Source organism: Nocardia sp. NPDC058666, assembly GCF_042714895.1.
Lineage (GTDB): Bacteria > Actinomycetota > Actinomycetes > Mycobacteriales > Mycobacteriaceae > Nocardia.
Window position 1 is genome coordinate 516,090 of record NZ_JBHXRY010000002.1, and the last position, 25,515, is coordinate 541,604.

A 25,515-nucleotide genomic window follows, 5' to 3' on the forward strand; every position below is an offset into this window, starting at 1 on the left:
ATGGTTACCGAAGGTTTCGTGCGCCGAACCCGCATTGCGCCGCCGCGCGCACCGGGTGGCGAAACGGCGCTCAACGCACCGCCGGAGATCCCGAGGGCGGTGCCGGCTCCGCTACTGAGCAAACTCATGCCGGTGGTGATGATCGTTGCCCTGATCGGGATGCTCTTCATTTTCGCCAGGATGGGCCGTTCCATGCTGTCGAACCCCATGATGTTGATGTTTCCCATGATGATGGTCATGTCCATGGCTGGCATGATGATGGGGCAGCGTGGTGGTAGCGGCAAGAGTGCTGCCGAACTCAACGAGGAACGCAAAGACTACTTCCGGTATTTGGACCAGACTCGGCGCGAGGTACGTCGCACAGGCGCCAAACAGTTGGAAGCCTTGGTGTGGAGCCATCCAGCACCGGATGAACTGCCGTCGATCATCGGTAGTCTGCGGATGTGGGAGCGGCGGCCCAACGATCCAGATTTCGGGCACGTCCGGGTCGGTATCGGCACCCACCGATTGGCTACAAAACTCGCGCGCCCAGAAACTGGGCCGGTCGAAGATCTAGAGCCCGTCTCCACCGTAGCGTTGCGCCGTTTTGTGCGATCCCACTCAGTGGTACACCATCTGCCGACCGCGATCTCATTGCGCGCGTTTCCGGCCATCAATATCGAGGGTTCAGCGGAATCCACCCACATGTTGGTGCGTGGCATGCTCATGGAACTCTGCGCATTCCACGGGCCCGACCACGTGGCAGTCGCCATCATTTGTGCCGATCCCGACTCGGAGGAGTGGTCGTGGGCGAAATGGCTGCCGCACCTGCAACATCGCACAGAGGTCGATGGGATGGGCATGGCCCGCATGATGTACGGGTCACTCGGTGAATTGGAAACGACGCTCGCGGACGACCTGCTAGAGCGCGGGCGATTCATGCGCAACGCACCGCCGACGAAGGACCGTCTACATCTGGTAGTCGTTATCGACGACGGGTACGTCAATGGCTCCGAACGCCTCGTCAGCGAATCCGGACTCGATTCTGTCACCGTAATCGACCTGGCTGCCTCAGCGAGCGGTCTCGGCGCCCGACGTGGTCTGCAATTGGTCGCGTCCGAGGGCGAAGTTCTCGCCAAAAGCGCCAATGGTGCCGAGAAATTCGCCACTGCCGATCAGGTATCCATCGCGGAGGCAGCGGCGTTCGCCCGCGGTCTGGGACGCTACCGACTGGCCACCGCAGCACAGATTGTCAGTTTGGGTGACAGTTCCTCCACGACGGCGGATCCGGGTCTCATGGCGCTGCTGAAGATTCCCGATGCCGCGCAGATCGAAGCGTCGAGGGTATGGCGACCGCGGGTCAAACGTGAACGACTGCGAGTGCCAATCGGTGTCACACCTGATGGATCGCCCGTTGATATCGATATCAAGGAGTCGGCCGAACACGGTATGGGCCCACACGGCCTGTGTATCGGCGCGACCGGTTCAGGCAAGTCGGAATTCTTGCGCACCCTGGTGCTTTCGATGGTAACCACGCACTCGCCTGACCAGTTGAACTTGGTGCTGGTGGACTTCAAAGGCGGCGCGACCTTCCTCGGTTTGGATCCACTTCCACACGTCTCCGCCGTCATTACGAACCTCGAGGAAGAACTATCGCTGGTCGACCGTATGCGAGACGCCTTGGCCGGCGAGCTCAACCGCCGCCAGGAACTCCTGCGTGAAGCTGGCAATTTCGTCAATGTGACCGCGTATGAGGAGGCCCGCGCCGCAGGTGTAGCGCTCGACCCGCTGCCCGCGCTGTTCATCGTGGTCGACGAGTTCTCCGAACTTCTCGCACAGAAGCCGGACTTCGCGGACCTGTTCGTCATGATCGGTCGACTTGGCCGCTCGCTGGCTGTGCATTTGCTCCTCGCTTCCCAGCGATTGGAGGAGAACAAGCTGCGAGGTCTCGACACTCACCTGTCCTACCGGATCGGTCTACGCACCTTCTCCGCCAACGAATCACGCGCTGTGCTGGGCATTACCGATGCTTATCACCTGCCTGGTGTGCCGGGTGCGGGATATTTGAAGAGCGATGCGTCCGATCCGCTCCGGTTCAACGCGTCCTACGTGTCGGGGCCCTATGTCGCGCCGCGTGCCACGCGGCAGGCAGACGGCAGGGCAGTCATCGAAACGCCGCCACGGCTGTTCACCGCCGCGCCCGTGGAGGTACTGACGGCACCGGAACCCGAGGTACGAGCAGATCCGCTCGATCTGTTGCCCCCGCCTCCGCCTGTCGGTGAGGAAGGGGTCCCCGACAGTCTGCTCCAGGTGGTGGTTAAGCGGCTTACCGGTCACGGCCGACCCGCTCACGAGGTCTGGCTACCGCCACTGGTCGAGTCGCCTACGGTAGACATGTTGCTACCCGATCCGGCATGGCAGTCGCCGGTCAATCGGCATGGACAACTGTGGATGCCGATCGGCATCATCGATAAGCCGTATGAGCAACGACGCGATGTGATGACGATCGATCTCTCTGGCGCACAGGGCCATGTGGCTGTCGTCGGTGGCCCGCAGTCCGGTAAATCCACCACGTTGCGCACCATCATTATGTCGGCTGCGGCTACCCACACACCCGAGCAGGTGCAGTTCTACTGCCTCGATTTCGGTGGCGGTAGCATGGCCGGTCTCAATGGCTTGCCGCATGTCGGCTCGATCGCCAGAGGTACCGACGTAGACCGCGTGCGGCGTACTGTCGCCGAACTCAGCACTCTGCTGCGCCAGCGGGAAGAACAGTTCGCGCAACTCGGTATCGAGTCCATGGCTGACTATCGTCGGCGTAAGGTCGCCGCGCAGGCACAGGGGCGAACCGACGATCCGATTCTGGCCGATCAGTTCGGCGATGCGTTCCTGGTCATCGACAACTGGATGGTTATCCGCGATGACTATGACGACCTCGTCGCACCGATCGCGGTGATTGCTCAGCAGGGGCTCTCTCGCGGTATCCACCTCATCCTGGGCGCAAACGCGTGGCGGGAGATACGCGCGAACATCAAGGACCAGATCGGAACCCGGATCGAACTGCGCCTCGGCGATCCGGGCGATTCCGAGTTGGGCCGACGGGTCGCGGTCAATGTGCCGGTGAACCGGCCGGGGCGCGGTCTGACCCCCGATCAGCTGCACATGCTCATCGCCCTTCCTCGGATGGACTCGGATACCAACCCGGAGAACCTCTCGGAGGGTGTTGCTACCTCTCGCGAGCAGATGGCCGCCCTCTACGGCGAACGGCGCGCACCCGGTGTGCGTATGCTGCCGGAAAGTCTGCCGCGTGAACAAGTACTGCGAGAGGCCAGTGCGCGGGGCATCGTGCAGGGCCCGACCAGGGTCGTTGTCGGTATCAACGAAGCCGATTTGCAGCCAGTTGTCCTAGATTTCGGCGCCGAACCGCACTTTATGGCCTTCTCCGACGTGGAATGTGGCAAGACCACTCTGCTCCGCACTATCATTCGCGGAATTACCGACAACTCGACCTCGGAAACTGCCCGTGTCATTCTCATCGACTATCGTCGCACTCTGCTCGGCACCATAGAAGGCGACCAGCTTGCGGGATATTCGACATCGTCGCAAACGTGCGGTCCGATGCTCAAGGAAGTAGCCGAATTCCTCGCGAAGCGGATCCCTGGGTCCGATATCACCCCTCGGCAGCTGCGCGAACGTAACTGGTGGAGCGGACCTGAAATCTATATCGTCGTCGACGATTACGACATGGTCACCACGGGCGGATTCACTGACCCGCTGGCTCCGCTGCTCGAATTATTGCCACAAGCCCGCGACATCGGTCTGCACCTTGTCATCACTCGTCAGATGGGCGGTGTCTCCCGGGCCCTTTACGCCGGATTGCTCGGGTCGCTGAAGAATCTCTCTGTGTCCACACTGGTCATGAGTGGTTCCAAAGATGAGGGCAAACTTGTCGGCGATGTCCGGCCGATGACCTTGCCTCCGGGGCGTGGCGTGCTGTGGTCGCGTGCTGGACAAAAGATGGTTCAGATCATCGATCTGCCACCGGAGGATTGAGGCATGATTTCCAGGGGAGGGTTATGAACTCTCCCCTGGTTCTCTGGTGAGTGGAAAGGGATTCAAGTCCGCATCGAATCCCGGTGCGTCCCGCATCTTTTCTTGAAGGCTGTCCGGCGCATACTGGTCGGAACCTGCAAGGCTGTCGAGATGCTCCCATCCCAATTTGTCGAACTTCTCCCGATCCTCGGGCGATAGTGCGGCCTGCTCAGCTTCGGATTCGGCGCGAATCCGAGCGAACTCCTCGGGATCCCAGCCTGGCGGCGTAACTTCGGAACTACTCATGAGCCTTCTCCTACCATTTCCTGCTTGCGGTCACTTGTGACCAGAAGAACTAATTCTCGTGCATGATCTAGTATCGGACTGTACCGCTGGTCGGCCATGCCTGCTCGGCCACGAAAGAGGCTATCGCCCAACTGCATACCCTCGTCGACTCAGGACTGGTGGGTTCGCAACGCCTGGTCTGCTTGTCGACCCTCACAATGAACGCGGGTTGGGCCCGGCCGGTCTCCACGTCGCGGACTTGGGTGAAGTATTCGATCGCCATCGGCGTTTCGTCGAGTCGGTGTACGCGGATCTCGGTGCGATATGGGTAGATCTGGGTGGCGGCCATCGGAGTTCCCTCGGCGACCCAGGCACGGTACTGACCGATGGCCTCAGTCGACGAGGCGCTGCTACCGAACTCTGTGATCATGCCGGTCCGCGCGTCTACAATCCGCTGGCTGTAGCCCAGGTCCCAGTTGCCCGCGGCTTCTTCCGCCGGGCTCGGGCAGGGTGTTACGAGCCAGCCGTACTCGAATTCGTCGATATCGTAATGGGGATACAGTCCAACAGTTTTCGTGATGTGCTCGATGGCGTCCTCGGTCGAGCGCAGCGGTTCACTCACTACTTTGTCCCCCTCATGGTCGGCGTTGCTCGATGCCCCACGAGCATGGCATGCTCAGCAGTGACGTGCACAGCGGTACGAACTACAGCGACGGCGGTCGCACGGCCGGCAGGATGGGATGTCCCGTCGAACCCCTACCGGTTGGGCCCAAGGACGATGGTGGACGGAATACGGCTCTCGAATGACAGACGACGATCTACTGTCCGTGGTGCCGGGCATCGCGCTTCATGACGCGGCAACTGAATTCGTTCGGCGTTGCGGTGACAACATTGCGTCGGCACGACCGATCGACATAGCAGACAAGCTACATTCCGTATTTCAGGGTGCGGTAGTTCGCCCGTCGCCTCGACGTGATGGAGGGCCGATCGACCCCCACCACCAGTTCATGTGGGTGACCGAGGACGGTTCGGCGGTTGACCTCCGAGACGAACGCGTGGTGGACATCGAGAATGGCGTTGTAGCGGAGAGCGTGCGACTGACGGCTCTGCAGGTGTCGGTCGTCGCCGATCTCCTGCGCGAACTCGCGGCACGACTGCGTCCAGGCGCGGCGTTCGGGTTGTCCAGCGATGGTCTGACATTGGCTGGCTTCGCGGAACATCTTGCAGATGATCTTTCCACGCGGGCCGGTTCGCGGCCGAGCCGCACGGTCACGGTCAGTCTCGACGAATGGCCTTCGTGGTTGGAAGATGTCGAACGAGTACCTGACTCGGACTTGCGGAACGCGGTTGCTCGAATGTTGGACACGCTCGCCGAACAGGGGACAAGTGCCGAACCGATCGACGAGAAATCCGTGGTCGAGGCATTCGACGCGTTGGCCGGGGTTGTCGAGCACGCTCAACCTTCCGGTCTGCCACACGGCTACGACCCAGGCCTATTCCTGCGCAGTGTTGCGGGCAGAACGTTGTTCGCGGAGGCAAACGATATTCGCACCAGGTTGGCAGAGGAGGCTGACAGGGCGGAGTCGGGAGCTGGTGTACCGGGTCTCGTCGCACTGACAGAACGAGTAGCCGTCACGGCCGGAATTCTGTTGAAGGAACTCGCCGCGAGGCTGCGTCCCGGAATCACCTACGGACTGTTGCCTATGAAGTCGGAACTCGGGGTCATTGCCGACGACTTGGCGGCGGAACTCCTGGCGCAAACCGAATATGGACGCCCGACCTTCCACCCCGGTCCGACCAGGTTGTACATAGTCGCACCAGACCGCTTGAACCCGAGTGTCGGCAATCCTGGCGTGATGGCCCCGGTCGACCATCTCGCGTCGGCCGATTCGGTGTATATCGTCCCGGTGCACCCGATCTCACCCGAATCGGTGCGTGAGTATCAGCAGCTCCGCGAGTCAGTGCTGCTGTTATGCGGGATACTGGACGATCCGCGCGGCTCCGGAGCCGAGTTGCTGGCTGCTGCGGAAGCAATCCACGATCGGATTCGTGGCGAAATAGGCAGTGCCTCCCCGGCCGATCCGAGTCGGCACTTCCTGCATTTCGGGACTCTCACCCGCAATAGAACCGAGCCGTATGGGTTGACCGAGTTCGGCGCCTATGTTAAGGAGTCCCTCGCTGATACCTCGCGAACCCCATACCGCCCGCTGCTTCTGTCCCCTGTGGAGGCAGCTGTCGTTGCCGACTTACTGGACGAGCTATCGGCAAGACTTAGGCCGGGCGCCGCATTCGGGATAAGTACCGATGGGGCATCGCTTGCCGCGATCGTTGCCGATGCGGCGAATTCCTTTCGCGCTCGAACGGATTTCCGGCGCGACGCCTGCGCAGTTCCCGCTGCGGCTGCCTCGCCCACTAGATACCGACGACTCCGCAGCTCCGCTATCCGCTGGCTCGACACATTCGACGAGAATTGGACCGGTCAGCTCGGTGACAATGACGCGACTACCGCACTATTAGACCTTTATCTCTTGGCGCGGGACCGACCTTTTCGATCCGATCCGGCCCGAGCCGAGCCAGTCCGAGATCCGGTACTGCATCTGTGTAGCCGGGTCGACCGCATCGATGACGGCGTCCACCCGGTGACGTTGTCAGAGGAAGCGGGAGCTATCGAAAGCCTCCTAGTCACAAGCTCGGTTGATCCCGCGTCGTCTGCTCTCCAATGGTCCGGCCTAGCCGGTGTCCACGTCAGCAGCATGCTGGGTGAATTGGCCTTACGCCTCCGACCAGGTCCCGCATTCGGGCCGTCGAACAATGGTATTGCGCTGGCCGATATCGCCCACCGCCTCAGCGAACAGATCTGGAACCAGGTCTCTCCTGGCGTCTGACCGTAGTCCACCTACCTAAATTTGCCTCGGCCTCATCGATATCGGTCATGAGTCCTCATTCGGCACGACCATCAGGCCTTGCATATCTCGTCAGTCGGCATCGCGCGACTTGTAGCCGAGGTTGGCCTGACCCCACCGAGTAGTCGACGGCCTGCTGATGCGCCCAAGTCCTCGGGTACTACGAACTCTCGTGCCCATTGAGCGTTTCCGGGTAACGCTCACTCATTCGGGCGTTCAGGGGGTCGAAGAGCTCCACAGAGCCAGGTCAAACTGCATCTGGCCGCATGATCTCCACGCCGAGCGCTTGGAGTAGTTGCGCACAGACAGGTCCAGGTTCAGTCGCCTGACCGTTCTCAGGGTCGCCGGTAGGTCTAACTTTTCTGGATATAACTACTGAACCTTCGAAATGCGATCTAGCGTCACCTAAAGATATAGACTCCACCTCCCCCCTCAATTCATCTAGCCCCCACAGTTGATCAGATATCAGAGCAACTTCGGCACTATGTTCGACTTCGTGTCGAAACCGACCGATGCAATGCTGATCTACAAAAGACTGAACACTCGGGTGTATATTGGGTCCAGAAGTTCCAACATTCGACGACTGGCTGAATATTTTCCCACCGATCAGCAGAGATGTAACGGTAGCCGGATATAACTCAGACAAAGAGATCCTCCGCATCACTTGGCGAGATGAATCGCCGATAGTTGTCCAACGACTCGAGTTGATCGTGCCCAAAGTAATAGGCACCGGTGTGGTGATACCGGAAGAAGCGCCCTTCCCGTCCACGAGCAATATGGAATTCTCAGGCTGCTCATACCCTACAGGAAATACCGCTTCACCAAGACTCTCGCCGAGCTCAGCGAAATCTTCAACCTCCCCGGGCCGGAGAAACGGCAGCTCGAAACTCCAAAAATCTTCCATACTGTCGCCTCGCCTGAATTTCAATCTACCCAGGTTATGAATAACAGCCCGTGCTGCGGGAGTTGAAACAAGAGGGAAACGTTCATCTGTCGCGCAGCCTTCGATGCGTTCAACCATTTCATCAGCATCACGTCCGATATCCCGGTTCGCTGACCAGCCGTACTTGGCCAACCAGTTCATCAATTCGTCACTGACTTTCGTCTGATTCAGAAGAATAAATCCTTCGCCCGAAGTATCTCCCATACCCGCTTGTTGTGGGCGCCGATGCGCTCCCGGTCTTGCCTGGCCTGTTCGGGATCGTCGAAGTGCCGGTGCACTAAGATGAGGTTCTCCAGCGGCGTAACCGAGCCATCCTCACGAACCCGGTAGTGAGATGAGGTTTCCCCGTCGTTGCCCTCTTGGTAGAAGTCGAGGAAGTAGCCGGTCTCGTCGCACTCCGCGCGGACGACAATCCGCTCGCGGGACGACCCTTCTGGTGCGATCAACCCGATCCCAATCCTCATCGGTAGTGGATCCGGGAGTGCGGCGATGTGGGTCGTCCCCGGTTTCAGTGTTGTGACGAAGATGTCCCGCACCCGATCGGGCACCTCTTCTTCCGACCTCATATACTGCCCAATCCAATCCAATCCAATCCAACTCTAGTCCGAGTCGATCTCTGTCGACCGTGGAGCGGCGTCAGTTGGTCGCTTCTGTTACCCAGTTGGGAAGTGCGACGTTGTACAACTTGGCCAATCGAACTTCTTCGCGGAAATCATCTACAGAGGGCTGATCCGCCCATTTGGGCTCCGTGGGTCCGTACATATCGAAATCATATTTTCCGGTGTACCAAATTTCCAAACGTGCAGAGAACCATACGGCTGGGCGAGACCGCGTTGCCGCGCGATATTCGCTGAACCTATCGGCCACCTCGGCTGGGGGCGTCCAGGGCGCCATTTTTCCGGATATGTCTTGCACCAAGCCATTGATCTCCCGATGGCCACCGACTTCGCGGAAATGAATCTGTGCATATGTCCATCCTGGGGGTAGGGCGATATTGGTCTGCGTTTCGATCAGTTCTACATAACTTTCCATCGGCGGGTTTTCGCCCGGCTTCACCGGCGGAAGGGGGGTTTCCGTATTCAACTTCGCCTTTAGCCAGCGAGGAATGTATTCTTCAGTCCGCGGGAAATGGCGAAGATCATTTTCATACGCCGCCGAAGAGATTGGCGGGTCCCAGATTGGGTCAACCCATACGTTGAATGTAGCATTAAGAAAGTCGGGCGGTTTGATGTACATGCGCAGTGAGAGCCATGTGCCAATTCCATCTTCGTACCGTAGAAGGCGCATGTCAGTGAAGGCGCGCATTACTTCCGGTGGCAAATCGCCAACCCCGGCGGAACCATCAGCTTTGAGAATAGTGTACTTGATATCGAAATCGGTTCCAGAGCCCAATGCGGTTACTTCAATGCGTTCCCATCCCGGCTCCGCCGCCTTGATGATTCGGCCCGCTGTCCACAGAAGAATCCTTTCACTCTGTGTGTGCTTTTCATCTCTGGTTTGGGATGGGAATTCTAGGCGTTCAAACGGATGTGGCACGTTCATGCTGTCAGCTCCTAGAAATTCTGATGGCTTCTGAAGTGAAGGACGATTCGGTTGCTATTCGGGTTTGTTTCTTGCACTATCCAGTATGCGTAGTCTGGTGTTACACCCACGGATGAGTTGCTAGGGAAGACTCTAGCACGCTCTAATGCATGACCCGCTCTGTGTAGATTATGGCGATCCATCTCGGATCGCCGCCAGCTGTCATTGTGACGGCTCAGCGGGTCCGTTGATGGAAGTAGTATGTTGTTCTCTCGCCAGAGTTGCGAAAAGAGGCCGAGCGCCTCATTTATTGAGCCCGCCACATGGTCATGGGTGTGACCACCGCGGAAATCCTGACCAGGGTAGTCGATCTCGCCGGCATTGCCCACACGAGCTTGCACACTTCCTGCACGGGGGGGATGGCCTCCAGGACTATAGTCGGGCCTGAACGATGTCGAACCGTTTGCGACGTCGTCTGTGTGGAATACGCGGTCGCCGACCCTATATCGCGTGTTTGTGTGTGGAAGGCCGTCGGCGAGACTATCCCCCGGACTCCGTAGGTCGTTTCGTCGCATTGTCGAAGCATTGCCGAGTTCCGGATTGTTGTTGGTCCAAGTTTCGATGTGAGTAAAGGATGACTGTCCAGTCTCGGGATCGGCCGGTCCGGTGTAGAAATCCCCATGCCAATTGCCGTTTTGGTCGAATACTTCGTATCGGCAATTTGGCTCGAGATCGGTCCGTGAACTGAACGGTTGGTTGCTCGCATTCCAGTCCTGAATCGGTCGATAGTTATCGCCGCCCACTTGGAAATCTGGACCTGTTGGGCACCCAAATGTATCGAGCTCGAACTGCGGCCGGCCACTGGCGTCGGTGCGGAATGTGAATGGTTCAGGGTGACCGGTATCGACTCTGTAGTCAACGTCGGGAAGCGGATAACTCGCATCTGGGTTGGCTACCGGGTTGCCCGGATATCCAGTGCGAGTGTTGTCTACTTCGGTGTCGACATGCGTTATGCGGGGCGGGTTCGAGTCATCGGTGTAGACCGTAGTTCGCCGACCAGTGGAGTCGGCTATTTCATATCGAGTTCGAGGCTCCAACGTGGGGTTATCCGCTGGATCTCGATGAATGCTGTAGAAGGGTTCGCCATCCTGCACGACACGGTTGACAGTCTGGTCGAATGGTGGTGCTTGCCAGTCGATGTCGTTGTGGGTCGGGTTGACTCGGTCACCCGGGCGAACGGCTCGACTGACAGCAGACTCTGCGTTCAGATTTCCAGGTCTACTACTGGGGGCGTGAGCGTTGGTGTCATTAATTGAATTCGTGCCGTTGGAGTGATGTGTCTGCCATTGCCCATCCGGTGGGACTCGAGGGCTGCGGGATCCGTCGGGGTTGGTGACTGTGCTTGCGCTGAATACGTTTCCGTTGGCGTCGGTCCAGGCGGCTTGGGTGGGGGCTAGGACTTCTACGCCCAAGTGTTGGGCGAGGCGGTCGGCGAAGCCGTTGGTGGAGGCGTCGCAGCCGATCAGGCGGATGGGGGTTACGCCGTCCCAACCGGAGCGGCGGAGGAGGTCGCCGTATTGCTCGGGGGTGAGGGTTTGTCCGCCGATTACGGCGTGGCCGTCGGGGGTTATGTGGGTGTCGGCGGTGAAGCGGTTGGGGTCGGCGGGGACTCGGTGGGGGAGGTCGCCCATGGTGGGGTCGCCGCGGTGGTGGGAGATGCCGGCGGGGGTTTGTTCGGCGTGGTTGTTGTGGATGGCGTCGAGGTCGATTGTGGTGTTGGAGGTTGTGTCGACTTCGGTTGTCGAGGTCTCGGTGGCTGTTTCACGGACCAGCCGGGCCAACCCCGCCAAACTCGGATCATCACGATGAAATGACACTCCCGCATCCGTACGTTCACCGAAAGGCAGTGGAACAGTCGGATCACCCGAGTGAGGTTGATGAGCTGCGGTTGTCTGCGAACGAGGGCTTCGCCCTGACTCGCGGTTGGCTGTCTGTGAGCCTGTTGAATGTGGCAGGCCTGGGATCGTGTGTCTCGGTGCCCAGGAGTCCGTCGCGGCGATCTGGTGGTGGTCGGCGAGGTCGGCGAGGTCGGCAGCGTCTCGGAGGTCGAGGACCGTCCCGTCCGCGCGCACGATGCAGACTTGGAGACCGCCTGCTTCGCGCAGCATCGTCTCCGGTGGACTGTCGGTTGCGGTCAGCTCCTGGGTGTCCCACCAAACGGGGGTGTCGGAGTCACGCGGGAATACGACGAGTGTGGCGTGTCCACCGGTGAGGCGTGGTGTGCCGTCGGGTCGGAAGACTCGGTTGCCTTGTCGGTCGAGGCGTTGCCAGCGGGTGGCGACGTAGGCGGCTGATCCTGGTCCGAGTTCAGTGAGCAACCTGTGGAGTGCGCGGTACTGGTCGGCGATATCCATCGTGGGGTTGAACTGCAACCAGTCGGTGGCCAACCAGGAACTGATGTATTCGCGGTCGAGGCCACCTTGATAAACCGTGGACCCGTTGGGACCGATGACCGGCAGCATCCTCGGTGCAACGCGGGGGTCACCGAAGAAGGTGGACAGGCCGGCCATGGCCGCCCAGCCGCAATTGTTACGTCGGCCGGGGCCGTCGGGGCCTTCGCCGTTGACGAGTGCCGCGGCGGGGTGGGTGCGCGGGTCGAAGTGAGTTTCGAAACCGCCGTTCGTCGAGGCGAGCAGTGCCCGCATGTGTTGCTCGAGCATCGGGTCTTCGTGCGCCTGAACAGGATTGACGGAGAATCCGTAGTCGACTGAGTTGTAGTCGGGCAGCAGGCCATTTCTGGTGCCCTCGGGTGAGGACGGATTCCCCTGCTGCTCAGGGGAATGAGGTTCGGGTGAGGGTTGTGTCCTGGTGTTCGGGTCGGTCGATGGTCCGGCCAACATGGTCGAGTCTGGGGGTGGTACCTGTGTTTGTCCGTTCGGGCCGGAGGTCGGATCGCCGTCGCGGTGGAGTCGCAGATCGATGACGTGGACCTCGCCGCGGTCGCCGATCAGCACTCGCCGGAACGTCACTGCGACATCCGCCTCGACCAGGCGGCGGTGGTCGTTCGCTGACAGTGTGTGCTGGTGTGGGTCCGCATCGGCGGATACGACCAGCACGTTCGGGGTGGGGGAGGGTAGCGTGCCGACGCCTTTGTAGTGATCGACGGCGCCTGCCGCCTCCAGTACGTCCGCGGCGGCGCGGGCCAGTAGTTCGGTGCGGACGTTGTCGACCTGATCGCGCGCTTGTAGGTAGTCGAACATGGCCTGGTCGGCGAGCTCTTGGTAGCGGTCCGCTTCCTCGATCGCGGCCCGCGCGTCCAGATGTTCGCTGACGTGGGCGGCGCCGTGGTCGAGAACGCGTTGGGCGGCCGAGCGTCGGGGGCCGAGATGGTCGGTGATCGACTGCCACGCCTGTCGGGGGCCACGAATATCGGGGTCGAGGCCCAGGTTACGTGCGAGGACCTGAAGTTCGGCAGCAGCCGAATCACGTTGGTCAGCAGTACGTTCGATATCGCTGGCAAGTTCGGCGAGGGTCGCCGCGACCTCGGGAGTGGTCGTGACGTGCCTGACTGGCGGCCCGACGGTTTCCCAGCTGGCTCCTTCGGCCAACGACGTGTCCGCGCTCGCGTCGAGAGCGTGGGCGAGCTGTTCGAATTCCTCGACGATCATGGCGGCGGTACCGGTGAGGCGATCGACGAGTTGGCTTGCCGTGTCGGTCAGCGGGTCCACTCCGGGACGCTGCCTGGCGGCCGGTCCGGCGTTGCGCAGTGGATGCGCGTTGCGGATCGTCAGATCTGCCAGTGCCTCTATTTCCGCAGCGCGACGGACTATTTCGGCACGAATCTCGGTGTGGGTCGCGCTGATTCTGTCAGCATCCGGTTTGGTCGTCGTCGCGCGGAGGGTGTCGAGCCAGCCTTCCCTGCGAGCGATCTCTGCCCGGAGCCGGTCCGCTGTTCGTGCCGGGTCGGGCGCAGGAGCGGACTCCTGCTGAGACAGCAGGTCGGTTAGTACGGTGATGTCGGCTCGAACGACATCACCGACGATGTCGACCTCGTGTGATTTCAGGTGAGTGTCATAGACAAGGGCGAAGCGCAGCCAGTCAGTGTTGGGATCGGTCGATGTGCGTCCGGAACTCAGCGCGGTCGAGATATCGTGGCTGCCTGCGATATCCCGCAGGAATGCGGCGGAATCGACGTGACTCGGGACAGGAAACAGCTGCCCTGGCTCGACCACCGGCATTGGCTGGTTGTGCTCGGATTCGGACTCGCTCGCCGCGACAGCCGCCGCCCATGCGACCTCGTGGTGGGCCATCGCGGCCATGGCTTCGACTCGGCCCGCGCGAAGGACGTTGTCGCGGCGCAGCGCGTCGAGGGTTTCTCGGATGCGCGCGGGGTCCAATGCGGCGCGATCGACGGCCAATCTGCCGGCCAGTTCCACAACGGCAAGATCGACGTCGGCCGGAAGATCCAGCTCCGCCGCCGTGAGCCGATAGAGAGCGTGCTCTGACTCCGCGGGCACGCGATCGACGCCCGTGAGGGAATCGAGCCTGGCTTGGGCACGCAGATACTGCTCGGACCGGTGAACGAAATCCGCGCGCTGTCGGATGTCGGTGGCGAGCCGATCGCGAAGAAGTTGCTCGTGGTTTCGTGAATCAGCCGCGGTGACAACATCGGGGACGTCGAGGTAGGCCGCCCACGCAGCTGCCTCATTGCGCAGCGACGTTCGCCGGGCGGCTTCGGCCTGCCAGATGGCTTCGTCCTGTGGCCTCGAGAATTCCGGACCACTTCCCATATTCGCTGGATTACCGACCGACCGGTCGATGAAGGTCCCGCGCTCGCCCGCGATCTCACGGAGCAACCGCGCTCCTGGGTTCGTTCGGGTGACGTCGATCTCGCGCGAGAAGGGGATATTGGCGTCCTCCGCACGATACCGCTGCCAGGTGTCTATGGCCGCCTCGATGGCACCGGCCAGGCGCACATCACGTGCGTGCAGGTCGGCAGTGGCTTGTCGTAGGCCATTAGGTCCGAGGTCGGTCAGCGTGAGACCGAGCCCATCGGCCTGCCGCTGCAGGAGCGTGGCGTGGCGCAGGGCGTCGGCGTACGCGGCGCGAGCGTCGGGCTCGAGCTGAGTGGGATCGACCGGATTGGCATCGGCGAACCGGGTATCGGGGGCGGGTGCCATCGCGTGTTGCAGTCGGCGAACCAATTCAGGGTTTTGCTCGACGATCTGAGTAGGCGTCTCCGGTGATGCGGGATCCGTGTTGTTCGGGGTGGCCAGGTGCTGCCAGATGGCAGCGGTGCGTTCGGCTTCGAGACGCGCGAAATCCGGGTCCTCGGCATTCTCGGCGGTCCCTTCGTCCCAATACCGGTACGGGGTCCCGTCTGCGCGGCGTGGCGGTGGAGCGTCGGAAACCGTCTCTGTCCAGCCACGGAAATGTCGCTTGAGCAGTTCTCGGTTCTTGATGAGGATTGCGAGCTCATGCAGGATTCGCGCGGCATTGGGGGCCTGGACCTCCGCGAGTGCCTCGCTTTCCCCCGAGTGTCGCTGATCGTTCGCGGCGTTGATTCGGGACGGCGTATGAAAGATATGGTTCTGGCCCTGGCCATCAAGGCCTGAGCCGGATGGGTGTTTGGCGGTCGCGGCCGCCTGGTTCCACATAGCTACCCGCTCTCGCAGGCCGGTGACGATCCCTCGTAACCAGTTGCGCGGCCTGGTTGGCGTGGTTGCGGCGGCGGCTTCTGGAGCAGCCGATTCAGCCACCGGTACCGACTGGGGTTCGCTGAGGTGGCGCAGTGCAGTGCGCGCGGCATTGTCAAGCTCGGTCGCCGCCGCGTGATGGGTTTGGTGGAGTCGCTCGATCGCGGACGCGCGGGCCTGGTCGATCCGCGACGACACCGCGGGGTGACGCTGGAGCAGCGACTCCGGTCGCGTCGCGCCGCCGTCTTGACGCAGGGTGTTCGTGAGTTGTTCGACCGCCTGCTGACGGGTAGCTTCGAGCGCACGATTCCCGGCGCGATAGCTGTCGCCGAGTGCTGCGATGGGCCCGGAGACAGGCTGCGTTTCGGCGTGTTGTTCGGACGTTCCCAGGTCGAACACGTGTACGTTGCCCGCGTCGTCGATCACCACCCGCCGGTAGTCGACACCGATTCCGGCGTCTTTGAGTTCGCGCATGTGCTGCTCGTCCAGCACGGTGTGTGGGTCTGTGGTCGAAACGGCGACGGCACGCGGCGGACGCCCAGGAACCACGCCGTATCCATCGGATCGGATGTCGGCCCCAGCAGCGGCGAGAATGTCAGCGACAGCGCGTCGTGCTGCTGCTGATCGAAGGTCACTTTCGATCGCGCGGGCGCTCAAATACCGGTCCAGTTGCTGCTGCGCCCGCTCGTTCACCGCCACCAGCGCGTCGATCGTCCGCTCGGCGGCATGTCGTTGGTGGGAGAGGCTCACCATCTCGTCCGGCGTGCTGGGCTGAAGATCGTAAACCTTTGCCTCGGTGGCGATCTGGGCCTTGACATGGGCCCGGATGTTATCGGCTACGGTGCGTGGGCCCGCTGTGTGCGGATCGACGCCCACTTGTCGCGCGAGCGTCGAGAGTCGGCGCCGGGCCGAATGCTGCTCTGCCGCGGCCTCGGTGATCTGCCTGCTGAGCGAACTGAGCTGTTCGCGCACAAGCGGATTCGTCGGGATGTGCCGCGCGATTGGCTCGGGTGTGTTGGGTCCGGTCAGTTCTCCGCTGTCCGGCGACGTGTTCGTTGGTCTGCCATTGCTGTCGGGGTCGTTCTCGCTCGAAGAAGCCGCGCGTTCGCCCGCCTGATTGGGATCGATCCCGTGACGATCCTGATCCCGAGTCCCCGGGACGAACCCATCCCGACTGGCGACAGTGGCCGACCCATCAGGGCGGAACGTCTGCCACTGCCCATCCGGCGGAATCCGCGGCCGACGCGACCCGTCGATTCGCGGCTCCGGTGTACTGGAGAATACCCGACCCTGAGAATCCGACCATGCCGTCTTCGTCGGGGCCAACACTTCGACACCCAAATGTCGCGCCAACGCGCCGGCGAATCCGTTGGTCGCTGCGTCGCAGCCGATCAACCTGATCGGGGTGTGCCCGTCCCACCCGGCGGCACGGATCACCGGAGCCAACTCGGCGAGGGTGTGCGTGCGGCCACCGAACAGCGGCCGTCCGTCTTGGGTGAGGTGAACGTCGACGGTGAATCGAGCCGGGTCAGGGCGGACCTGCCTGGCCAACTCGGCCATACTCGGGTCATCGCGGTGGAACGACACACCCGCGTCCGTGCGCTCTGCGCCGGGCAGGTCGGTCGTCGGGTCGTTCGGGAGTGATTGATGAGTCGTGCTCGGCTCATCGCCATCATGGGGTCGAGCTTCGTGCGCAACCGCCGGATCGTGAGCCTGGGGCAACAACATGGTGTGGTTGTCGGTCAAGAACTTCACGAACGACGGATCATGTTCGCCGAGGAGTCGCCACGGAACGTGGGCGGTGGCGTTGTCCATCAAGCCCAAGCGACCCAGTTGGTCAGCGAATTCGGCTCGCAAACCAGCCAACTCGCCCACCCGAGCGGGGGCACCCGCAACTTGGGAGATCTCGGCCGCCAGCGACTGCAAGCGATTGAAGCGATCGCGTAGCTCGGACGTCAGCTCTGTTGGTTGTCCTTCCGGTGCGTGATCCGCTCCATTTTCGCCGGACTGATTACTATCAGAAGTCGTTCCTAGCGTGTCATTGTTCAGGGGCGGGGAAGGAGCTGGCGTCGATGGAGGACTGGCGGGTGTTTGTGTTGTCTGCTCAATTTCCGCCGCGTGCTGATGCGGGGTGCCGGCGGGCTCGATACCGGGCAAGTTCAGTGCTGTATCGGTAGCTGGAATGAGGTCCCGTGGGAAAAGCTGATCCGGTTCCTGATCCTGCATCGGAGTGTGCGAATCGGAATGGACACCGTCGGGTGACTGTGATGTATCGGCAACTTCCGCCCAGATGACATGCATTATTCCGTTGGCATCCATGCGGCGGTAGAGCACGCGGAACTGCCGTCCATCGGGGATAAGCACTTCTGCCTCGCCACGCTTTTCCGGCGGATGAAGGAACGAGATGTCTTTCCCGCTGGCTGAAAGGATGGTCAATTCTACGGTCGGGTTCCATTTGAACTTGTTTTTTGAGGTCGATACAAATCCGGGATCCTCCACGACGGAATCGACGCGGTTTTCGTACCAGAATTTCTGCATTTCTTCCGGCGAGAGCATCAATGATCTCTTGACCGGGCCGATGTGGTTCGGAAGAGCGGCGAGACCGCTGCGAATCAATTCGATGGTCTCCGTGGTGACCGTGTCGAGGGGTTCGCCGAATCGCAGGTGGCGATTAATTTCGGCGTATGCGTCTCCGGCGTAGTCGACGAGGGCATCGCGGACGGCTCGGGGGAGTTGGTCGCAGGCGTCTTTGGCTATTTGTTCCTGCGGCGTCAGTCCCGTTTCGGTTGCCTCGTTACTCGGTGCCGATGTGGCCGCGGCGTCTGGAGTAGGCGTGTTCGAATGCGGGGAATCCGAGGGCGGAGTGCCTCGGTTGTCGGGGTGAAGTTGTTCGTCGATCGTGGCTCGGATTTCGGCCAGGGTCTGGCCGGCTTCGGCGGCTCGGCGTAGGACGGTGAGTTCGTGTTCTGGTGAGTCGGTGGGAACCACGATCATGGTTTCCTCGGTGACCGCGATGGCGGTCATCGCGATACGGTCGGCGTTGACAGCTGTTTTGGTGTTGTCGGCCATCCATGCGCGATAGGTGGCGTGGTCGAAGTCCGGGTTTGCGACGAGTTCTGCGACTCGTGCGTGCAGGAGCTCGGCTTCGTGGGTGATCTGTGCCTGGAGTGCTTCGGTGTGCGCTTCGCGTTCGGCCGGGTTCGCGGCCGGGTTCACCGCGTCGAAATGATCGTTGGTTTGCTGTTCGATCGTCGCGAGTCGGCTCGTGACACCGAGGTCTATATCTGCTCCGGCGAACCATGGCGTCATGGCGCGGTCGACATCGGCGACGCTGTCCGGGGACCACAGCGCTGTTGGTTGGGTGTCGCGAGCGAACTGGATTACCGGTTCATGGGTGGTGTCCGGGTCGGCGTCGTAGCGGTGATCGTTGACGATCTTTTCGAAATTCTCGCGACGCTGGTAAGGGTCGAATGTCTCCCAGTACTTGTGTGGTCCGTGCTCGATCCCCGCACCGATAGTGTGGAGGGCGGTCACCAGTTCATCGATTTCCGCAGGAGTCAGACGAGATCCATCAGCGTGACGGACATCGAAGAGATCATGATCGCCCGTGATCGGTTTCCAGCCATCGACGGTGCGGCGTTCGACGATACCGTCGACGACTTGAAATTCTCCCTGTCCGCTGTTGTCGAGGGTGAGCCGGTCCATGCTTTTTTGGTATTTGAGCCAATCGCTATTGCGCCGGTCAAGTCGGGCTTGCAAATTCCTGCGATGCTCAGGACTCATTTCGGCGGTGTCCGGCATCGATAGCATTCCGGGTGCGAAACGTCCGACCAGCCCCTTCGCGTGTGCGGGTGCGCCGAGTTCGATATCAAGATCATTGATGGTCTTGTCTTTGATCGCCATCGGCTTGTATGCGGCACCAGCACGTATGTGTCGAACGGCATCGGGATTGGTGGGTCGCACTTCCAAGATCAGGTTGTTTGCATCGACATAGCGCTGTATTTTGCGCTGATTCTCGACCGGTATCCCGTGTTGCGATTCTATGACTTCGGAATTGAGCGGCATCGGCTCAGGTACCGACCGCTCACTGTCCTCCGGAATGTCCAGTTCGCTGTCAGGGTTGGCTGATGGGGTGTGGCCGTCCAGCGCGGGATTCGGTGTTTGTTCTGGGCTGGCCTGCGTATCCGGACTACTCAGGACTGGATTATTCCGCCCTTCGGCCAGGCGCCCTCCGTCCTTGCCTTGTGCAGAATCCGACCGGCTGTTGCCCGGGCGACTCCGTCCATCGGACTGTTGGTCGTCTGAAAATCGCGAGTCTGTTTGTTGAACAACAAAATTCGGCTGCGATCTGCCTCTGTTGTCCCGAACAGGTATTCCACCTGTGTCGGGGTCTCCTGGGCTCGGTCGAAGAACACCAGTAGTGCCATCGTTGGTCTCCCACGTGTGGTCGTATCGCTCGCCGGTGCGAGCGGGGATGTCGGCTGCCCAATTGTGGGCCTGGTTTGCTACGGCATGCGCGTCGGGATAGGTGGCTTCGGGGTGGGCGCGCATGTAGTTCGACTCGGTCAATTCGTGTTCGAGCATCACGATGTCTTGCGGCAACTGTCGACCTGTTGCGAGGCGAATCCATGCCTCCGCCTGATCTGGCGATGGATCGAATCGGGCAAGTATGAAGCCGCCGTTGTCGTAGTCGCGTAGGAGATGCTGCTCGCGCATCAGGTGATTCTTGATCTGGGCAATTTCCGTGTCGGTGAACCCGGTAGAGCCGTCGGATCGTTGGATGTCGGCGAGAGTAGCCACGATTCGGGCGATATCGCCGTCGTAGGACCGGAAGTGGTCGTAGGCCTCAGCGGCCCATTCGTCGTCGTAGCTGGGATCGCGCGGTCGGACAGCTCCACCAGATTGTTCCCATGCCTGGGCTACGTCCGACGCAGGCTGGGGTGCACTGTCACTAGCTGGGAGGGAGGCGTTGTTGCTGGAATTCAGCGCTCGATCGTGCCCTGGTCCGGCCAGATCCCGTCCGCTCGGTTGCGCATCTGTGCCCAGGCGTTCACCTTGATGCTGCTCGGATGGATTTTGCCGGTGTTCGTTCGGTAGCTGAGCGCTTGTTTGTCGATCGTCAACAGTTGGTCGCTGTCCTCCAACGGCGGATTCATCAGCGATCGTGCTTGAACTCGGTACTCGATTTCGGTCGGGGACTCGCGTATCCGTTGAAACTTCACTCGCCATTGTGGGGGATAGATCTGGTAGGCCTCGATGGGCCGTCCGCTCTGCATCGCCTTGTCGTACTCCAGCCCGATCAGATCGGTCGGGAGATTGCTCCCGTGCCCTGTCACCCGCCCCGTTTGTTTGTTCACTACGTAGCAGCCGCTCCCCACTCTGTGGTCCCGGCTCAACTCCGGTGGGGATATCGGCCGACATACCCAGCAGGTTTGGAATTCCGATATTGCGTATTCCCCCGAACCCTTGAGGACTCGGTCCAGATACTGTTGAACTTGTTCCCTGGTTTCCAGCTGTAGACTTGGCACTGACGGTACCTCCATCGGAATCGATAGATATAAAGGCGAGATCGAGAGACCTTTCGGTCATCGTGGTCGGTGGCTTGTCCGACATCTCCTTCGATTGCGGGTCCCACCATACTGGAGAATCAGCACCATGCGGAAAAACGATAATTGTGGCATGGCTACCGCCATCGACGGGATTTCCATCCTCGTCGAACATTAGTTGCCCGTCCGTATCACGCGCATGCCATTGGTTGTACACGAAGGCCGCTGATCCCGGCCCCATCTGTGTTATCCAGTCATGCAGTGCGGTGAACTGTTCCGGGATGGACATGCCCTGGCCATCGAAGTTCTGCCAGGAGCCACCGATCCAGTTCGCCGCACGGTCGAGTCCGCCCAGCTCACCTCGTTGATCGAGCCTTCCGTCGGGGAGATATTCCTCGTTCCGCGGGAGCGCTACAGCGGGCCGTCCGAGAAACGACGACAGTCCGGCCAGCGCGGTATCGAGGCAGTTGTACCAGCGGCCGTCCACTGTCGGACCGCCATCGTTGATGAGTCGTCCATAGTCGTTGGTCCGTGGGTCCGCGCCCATGATGAAGTGGTCGTCGTCCAGTAGCGCGTCCTGGACTGCTTGGAGGTAGGCATTGTCTTCGAGGGGAGCGAGTCTTTCTGAGCCGATGATGCGGGTGTCGTCGAGACTCGGCACGTGGGTGGGCGTATTGGCTTGTGCAGTCTCGATGCGAAGTTGGCGTAGCTCGGCTTCGGTGGGTGGGCGGGTGTCGGCGTTGGGGATGTTGTTGGTGTGTGTTGGTGTGTGTTCGTCAGGGGAGGGGCTGGTACCTGGACGCGCCTCGGGTGGTTCGGTGGTGTTAGGGATTGTGCGGATTGGAGATTGCGGGGAATTGTGGTCGGGACGGTTTTCGAGTTGGTCAAGTGCGGCCGCTTCGGCGAACAGTTGGTTGACGAGCGCGCGTTCGTCGGCGTTGAGCGGCACGTACGGCTTGAAGATGGTGTTGTGTTCGATGTCGGCGGCGATGGATGCCCGTCGTGTGGTGAGCTGTAGTTCGTAGGTATAGGGGATGCCGTCGACATCGATCCGAATGACGAGCGGGATGACTCGGTATCCGGGGTTTCCCTTGGGGGTGACGTACATGTTGTCGATTTCGACGATTCGGCCGCCGTCGCCGGATCCGATCAGTTGTTGGACGCGGTCGAGTACTTGTGCGAGGTGCACGGTGTTGTTGACGGTGATGCGAGCGCCGATGGCGTCGATGGCGTCGCCGACTTGGTAGTCGGGGCGTGGACGTCGGCGTTCGTTGCCGTTGACCATGCGTTGGACTTTGTCGATGATCGCGTCAGCTGGTTTGGTCCGTAGGTTGGTGGTGACACCGTCCAAACCTTCGGTCAACCGAGCCAGTTCGGCTTCGACCGCAGGTTCCACGTCATGGACGAGCCGTCTCGCGTAGTCATCGACAAGTACTTGTTCGGTGTCGGTGGGGTTCGCACCGACCTGGCGAGCTGGGTCGAGGAGTTTGCTGTCGGCGACCAGCGCAGCCATTCGTGCTCGGCCGTCGGGCAGGTGATTGACGCCAGGTGTGAGCGGGTCGAAGAGCGGACCTTGACCTGGGTTTTGGGCGACGAATTCGGTTATCGACGTTCCGTCGAGTAGCTGAGATTGGGAGATTTCCCGGAGGATCTCCAGCGCGGCGTCGCGACGACCAGGGTCGCGAATTGCGTCGGTCAGGTTAAGTGGGTGGCCGACGTCGTTGACGAGGCGGTGAATGATGCTCGCGACCTCGGGATGCCCAGCGAGAGCTTGATCGATCGCGTCATGCATGGTTTGTTCTGGATCTGAACTCAGCGATGACGTGTCGGTTGCGACGGATGTGGCCGGTTGCTCGTTGCTCGTATCGGTTGTTGATTCGGACGGTCCGTTTTCCGTGGTGCTTCCGGGGCGGCCACCATCGTGTGGGACGCCGACGTTAGGTCTCGGCACCGACGTATTAGGTGTGGCACCCTCTTCTGAGGTCCGGTGATCGGGGTTGGCAGGGTCTGAAGGGTTGCCTGAGATCGCACGACCTGGATTTGAAGGGTCTCGTGAAGTCAGCCCTTCGACAGGGACGACGTAGCCTCGGTCGTTGATCGGGCCACCTCGAGGATGGCCTCCTTGCGGTAGGTCGAGCACACCCTCGTTGGTGAAGAAGCGGACCTGACCGTCGCGGCTGACCACCGCCTCGATATGCGGAGTCTCCTTGTAGGTGACATCTTTGTGCATACTGTCGACCACGTCGGGTCGGAGTCGACGTTCTTCCTCCGACGGCGGGCCGGGTAGCCGATCTTCGGGATGCGTATGCAGGATGAAATTGTAGGTGTCTTTTAAATTAGTAGGGATTATTGTTGAGCGTTCTCCGCCGCGGAACAGTCGTAGATCGCCCTTGCTGTTCTGGATAACAGCGTGTTCCAGGCTCGCAAATTTCTGCAGTTCGGCGAGATGCCCGATATTTATTTCGCCTGGTCTGATGGGGATGCTTTCGTTCTCGGCCAGGGCGTTTGCCAATTGCTTGGCTTTCGGCGAGAGTTCGCCGAACGTTATTTCCCCGCCAAGCAGTCGCGAGTTCGACTTGTAATGTGTTGCCATCTCCCGCGTGTCGTCGGCGGCGATCTCCTGGACCGGGGTCGGCTGCTGATGAAGAATGGCTGCCTCGGCCGACGCCATCGCCACTGGCGGATCGATGTTTGTGCTGGAAGCCTGTACGGGTGCGGTAATTCCCATTGCCGGGATGTGAGGACTGGCACCAGCGCGCGGCCCGGTGACCGGCGTGCTGGGTGACACCGTATTGGGGTTCTGTGACGTCGGCGCGGGCTTGGCGGCGTTTGGCTCACGCGCATCGGCACCGGTTTGTGCTGGGGCCGCGTTCACCGTAGAAGCCGGCGTCACTGTCGTGGCTGATGGCACTGCCGCTGGTGCGCTGCTCACTGCCGCTGGCGCGCTACTCACCACCCCTGGCGGGCTGGTCGGCGTCACGACGGCCGCTGTCGGTGATGGCGAGGCGAGACTGCTGACCACCGATGAGGTCGCAGGGTTGGTCGTCGGTGCAGCCTCTGTCGGCGCGACCGAATCAGCCTGCTCGGAAACCTGTGGCCGACTTTCCAGCGCGTTATCTGACTGTGGCACAGCTGTATCCGTAGCCGCGGCATCGGGTTTGGGCGAAGCCGCGTCCGGACTGGCTTCACTGGTGACGGCCTGACCATCGTTCGCGACAGGTTCGGCGGTCGTAGCAGGAGAAACCTCGCTGACAGCGTTCGACGGGGCTTCTATGCCGGTCGACGTGCCATTAATCGCCGATTCTCCAACAGCGTCAGGTGTGGCACTCGTCGGTGCGGTTGCTGCCACAGGCGCTGAGCTGTTGGCGTCGGCGACTTTGGGAGATGCTCCCGGACGATCATTCGCGGCGTTGGTCGCCGAAGGTGCCACATTACTTGTGCTATTTCCGGTAGCGCCATCGCGCCCATTCGTGCCCGTTACAGAATCAGTACCCCCCGTTGAGCCTCGCGATCCAGTGTCGAGTTCTTTACTGGATTGGTTCGTATCTGTGGCGCTGCCGGGCGTGCCCGGGGTTGCTGGATTAGCGGCACCGCCGCGGTACCCATGAATGGCTGAGGGCCCCGCGCCCGACAACGCACCGCCGGTCAGCGAGCGTGGGTCGAATTCCCAGTGGCCGGTGAAGGCGCCAGTGGCCAACCACGCCGCACCGGCACCAGCCGCGCCGGCGATCATGCCGGTGAGGGCACCGTTTGTCATGCCCTTGACGCCGCCCGCGCCGGTTGGCAAGGCCCTGCCTACGCCGAACCCGACACCGCCGCCCGCAGCGCCGGCGATCGCAGAAATGCCAGCGTTGAGCTTGACCTTGTCCCAGTCGTAGCCATCGACATGGCCGGTTTGGTTCTGAATATACTGGACAAGCAATTCTTGGCTAGTGCCTTGCAGTGTTTCGACAACTGCTTCCTGGAATACCTCGAATACCAGCCCAGCAACTACTTTTCTGGCGGCGGCATTGGTGATTTTCCGCAATAGTGTGTTCTCGATCGCCGCGAGTAGACGCTTTGAGAGAAGTCTGAAGAATGTTCTCGCCGATGCGATAGCAGCGGCTTCCGCAGCGGGCGCACCCGGCCCGGCGCACGCGGCCAGAGCGAGTTCCGACATCAGCCAGACGCCGGCGATGTAGAAGTTGAGTTTGGCGGCTTGGAGTTCATCGCCCATCGCGTCGGCTGAGACCGCCAGACTGCTCCATTCCTCGCCGAGGCTGGCGAGCGAGCCGTGCTTGTCGCCGTCGGTTCCATCGAGAAGCGGGGTGATCCAAGCGATGATGGACTCGCCGCCTTGGCCGGACGGATACGCCGCGTTGACCTCGCCGATCATGGCTTGGAGATCAGGGACAAGGGCTTTCGTATCGTTGGCGACGGCGGTGAGGTCGCGCCCCATCTCCCACATACGGTCTTCGTTGCCATGGGGCCAGTCGGCGCCGACTACCCACTCGAGCCACTCCAACCAAGACGGAAACTGCAGAGCCACGCGAGATCACCTAACGTCGGCGCATCGCGACTGGTCGGTGAGTTATCGACCGATCCGGCATCGTCGATGATTCGATGATGGC

At 61.1% G+C, this 25,515-nt stretch carries 8 protein-coding genes; 2 read left to right on the forward strand and 6 right to left on the reverse strand.

Annotation, left to right across the window (positions count from 1 at the left end; all coding sequences use genetic code 11):
* The gene (eccCa, locus tag ACFWVD_RS08880; RefSeq protein WP_379241427.1) at positions 1-4,032 is read left to right on the forward strand and encodes a type VII secretion protein EccCa; all 4,032 of its coding nucleotides are present in this window, start codon (positions 1-3) and stop codon (positions 4,030-4,032) included.
* Between the two features lie 21 nt (positions 4,033-4,053).
* Here the strand turns inward: eccCa and ACFWVD_RS08885 are convergent, their stop codons facing one another.
* Together ACFWVD_RS08885 and ACFWVD_RS08890 are read right to left on the reverse strand one after the other, a co-directional pair.
* Positions 4,054-4,317 (reverse strand): hypothetical protein, encoded by a 264-nt coding sequence (locus ACFWVD_RS08885; protein WP_379241428.1) that lies wholly within the window; start codon positions 4,315-4,317, stop codon positions 4,054-4,056.
* Between the two features lie 67 nt (positions 4,318-4,384).
* Positions 4,385-4,918 (reverse strand): hypothetical protein, encoded by a 534-nt coding sequence (locus ACFWVD_RS08890; RefSeq protein ID WP_379241429.1) that lies wholly within the window; start codon positions 4,916-4,918, stop codon positions 4,385-4,387.
* Between the two features lie 181 nt (positions 4,919-5,099).
* Here ACFWVD_RS08890 and ACFWVD_RS08895 point away from each other — a divergent pair, with 181 nt between their 5' ends.
* Complete coding sequence (locus ACFWVD_RS08895) at positions 5,100-7,181, forward strand: hypothetical protein (protein ID WP_379241430.1); 2,082 nt, start codon at positions 5,100-5,102, stop codon at positions 7,179-7,181.
* A gap of 265 nt (positions 7,182-7,446) precedes the next feature.
* Here ACFWVD_RS08895 and ACFWVD_RS08900 read toward each other — a convergent pair whose 3' ends face one another.
* From ACFWVD_RS08900 to ACFWVD_RS08915, 4 genes are all read right to left on the reverse strand, one after another.
* Positions 7,447-8,346 (reverse strand): YwqJ-related putative deaminase, encoded by a 900-nt coding sequence (locus ACFWVD_RS08900; protein WP_379241431.1) that lies wholly within the window; start codon positions 8,344-8,346, stop codon positions 7,447-7,449.
* A complete protein-coding gene (locus ACFWVD_RS08905) occupies positions 8,310-8,678 on the reverse strand; it encodes a hypothetical protein (protein ID WP_379241432.1) in 369 nt (122 codons plus the stop codon). The genes ACFWVD_RS08900 and ACFWVD_RS08905 overlap by 37 nt, the downstream gene beginning before the upstream one ends.
* Positions 8,679-8,778: 100 nt before the next feature.
* Positions 8,779-9,684 carry a hypothetical protein gene (locus ACFWVD_RS08910; RefSeq protein WP_379241433.1) on the reverse strand — a complete coding sequence of 302 codons (906 nt, stop codon included), beginning with the start codon at positions 9,682-9,684 and terminating at the stop codon, positions 8,779-8,781.
* 11 nt (positions 9,685-9,695) lie between these two features.
* Positions 9,696-25,433: a toxin glutamine deamidase domain-containing protein gene (locus ACFWVD_RS08915; RefSeq protein WP_379241434.1), complete on the reverse strand. Its 15,738-nt coding sequence runs from the start codon at positions 25,431-25,433 to the stop codon at positions 9,696-9,698.
* Positions 25,434-25,515: the final 82 nt, after the last annotated feature.

Bases quoted from the DNA above. Each gene is read 5' to 3' on its own strand.
- eccCa (WP_379241427.1), top strand. From the start codon at position 1: ATGGTTACCGAAGGTTTCGTGCGCCGAACCCGCATTGCGCCGCCGCGC.
- ACFWVD_RS08885 (WP_379241428.1), bottom strand. From the start codon at position 4,317: ATGAGTAGTTCCGAAGTTACGCCGCCAGGCTGGGATCCCGAGGAGTTC.
- ACFWVD_RS08895 (WP_379241430.1), top strand. From the start codon at position 5,100: ATGACAGACGACGATCTACTGTCCGTGGTGCCGGGCATCGCGCTTCAT.
- ACFWVD_RS08900 (WP_379241431.1), bottom strand. From the start codon at position 8,346: ATGGGAGATACTTCGGGCGAAGGATTTATTCTTCTGAATCAGACGAAA.
- ACFWVD_RS08910 (WP_379241433.1), bottom strand. From the start codon at position 9,684: ATGAACGTGCCACATCCGTTTGAACGCCTAGAATTCCCATCCCAAACC.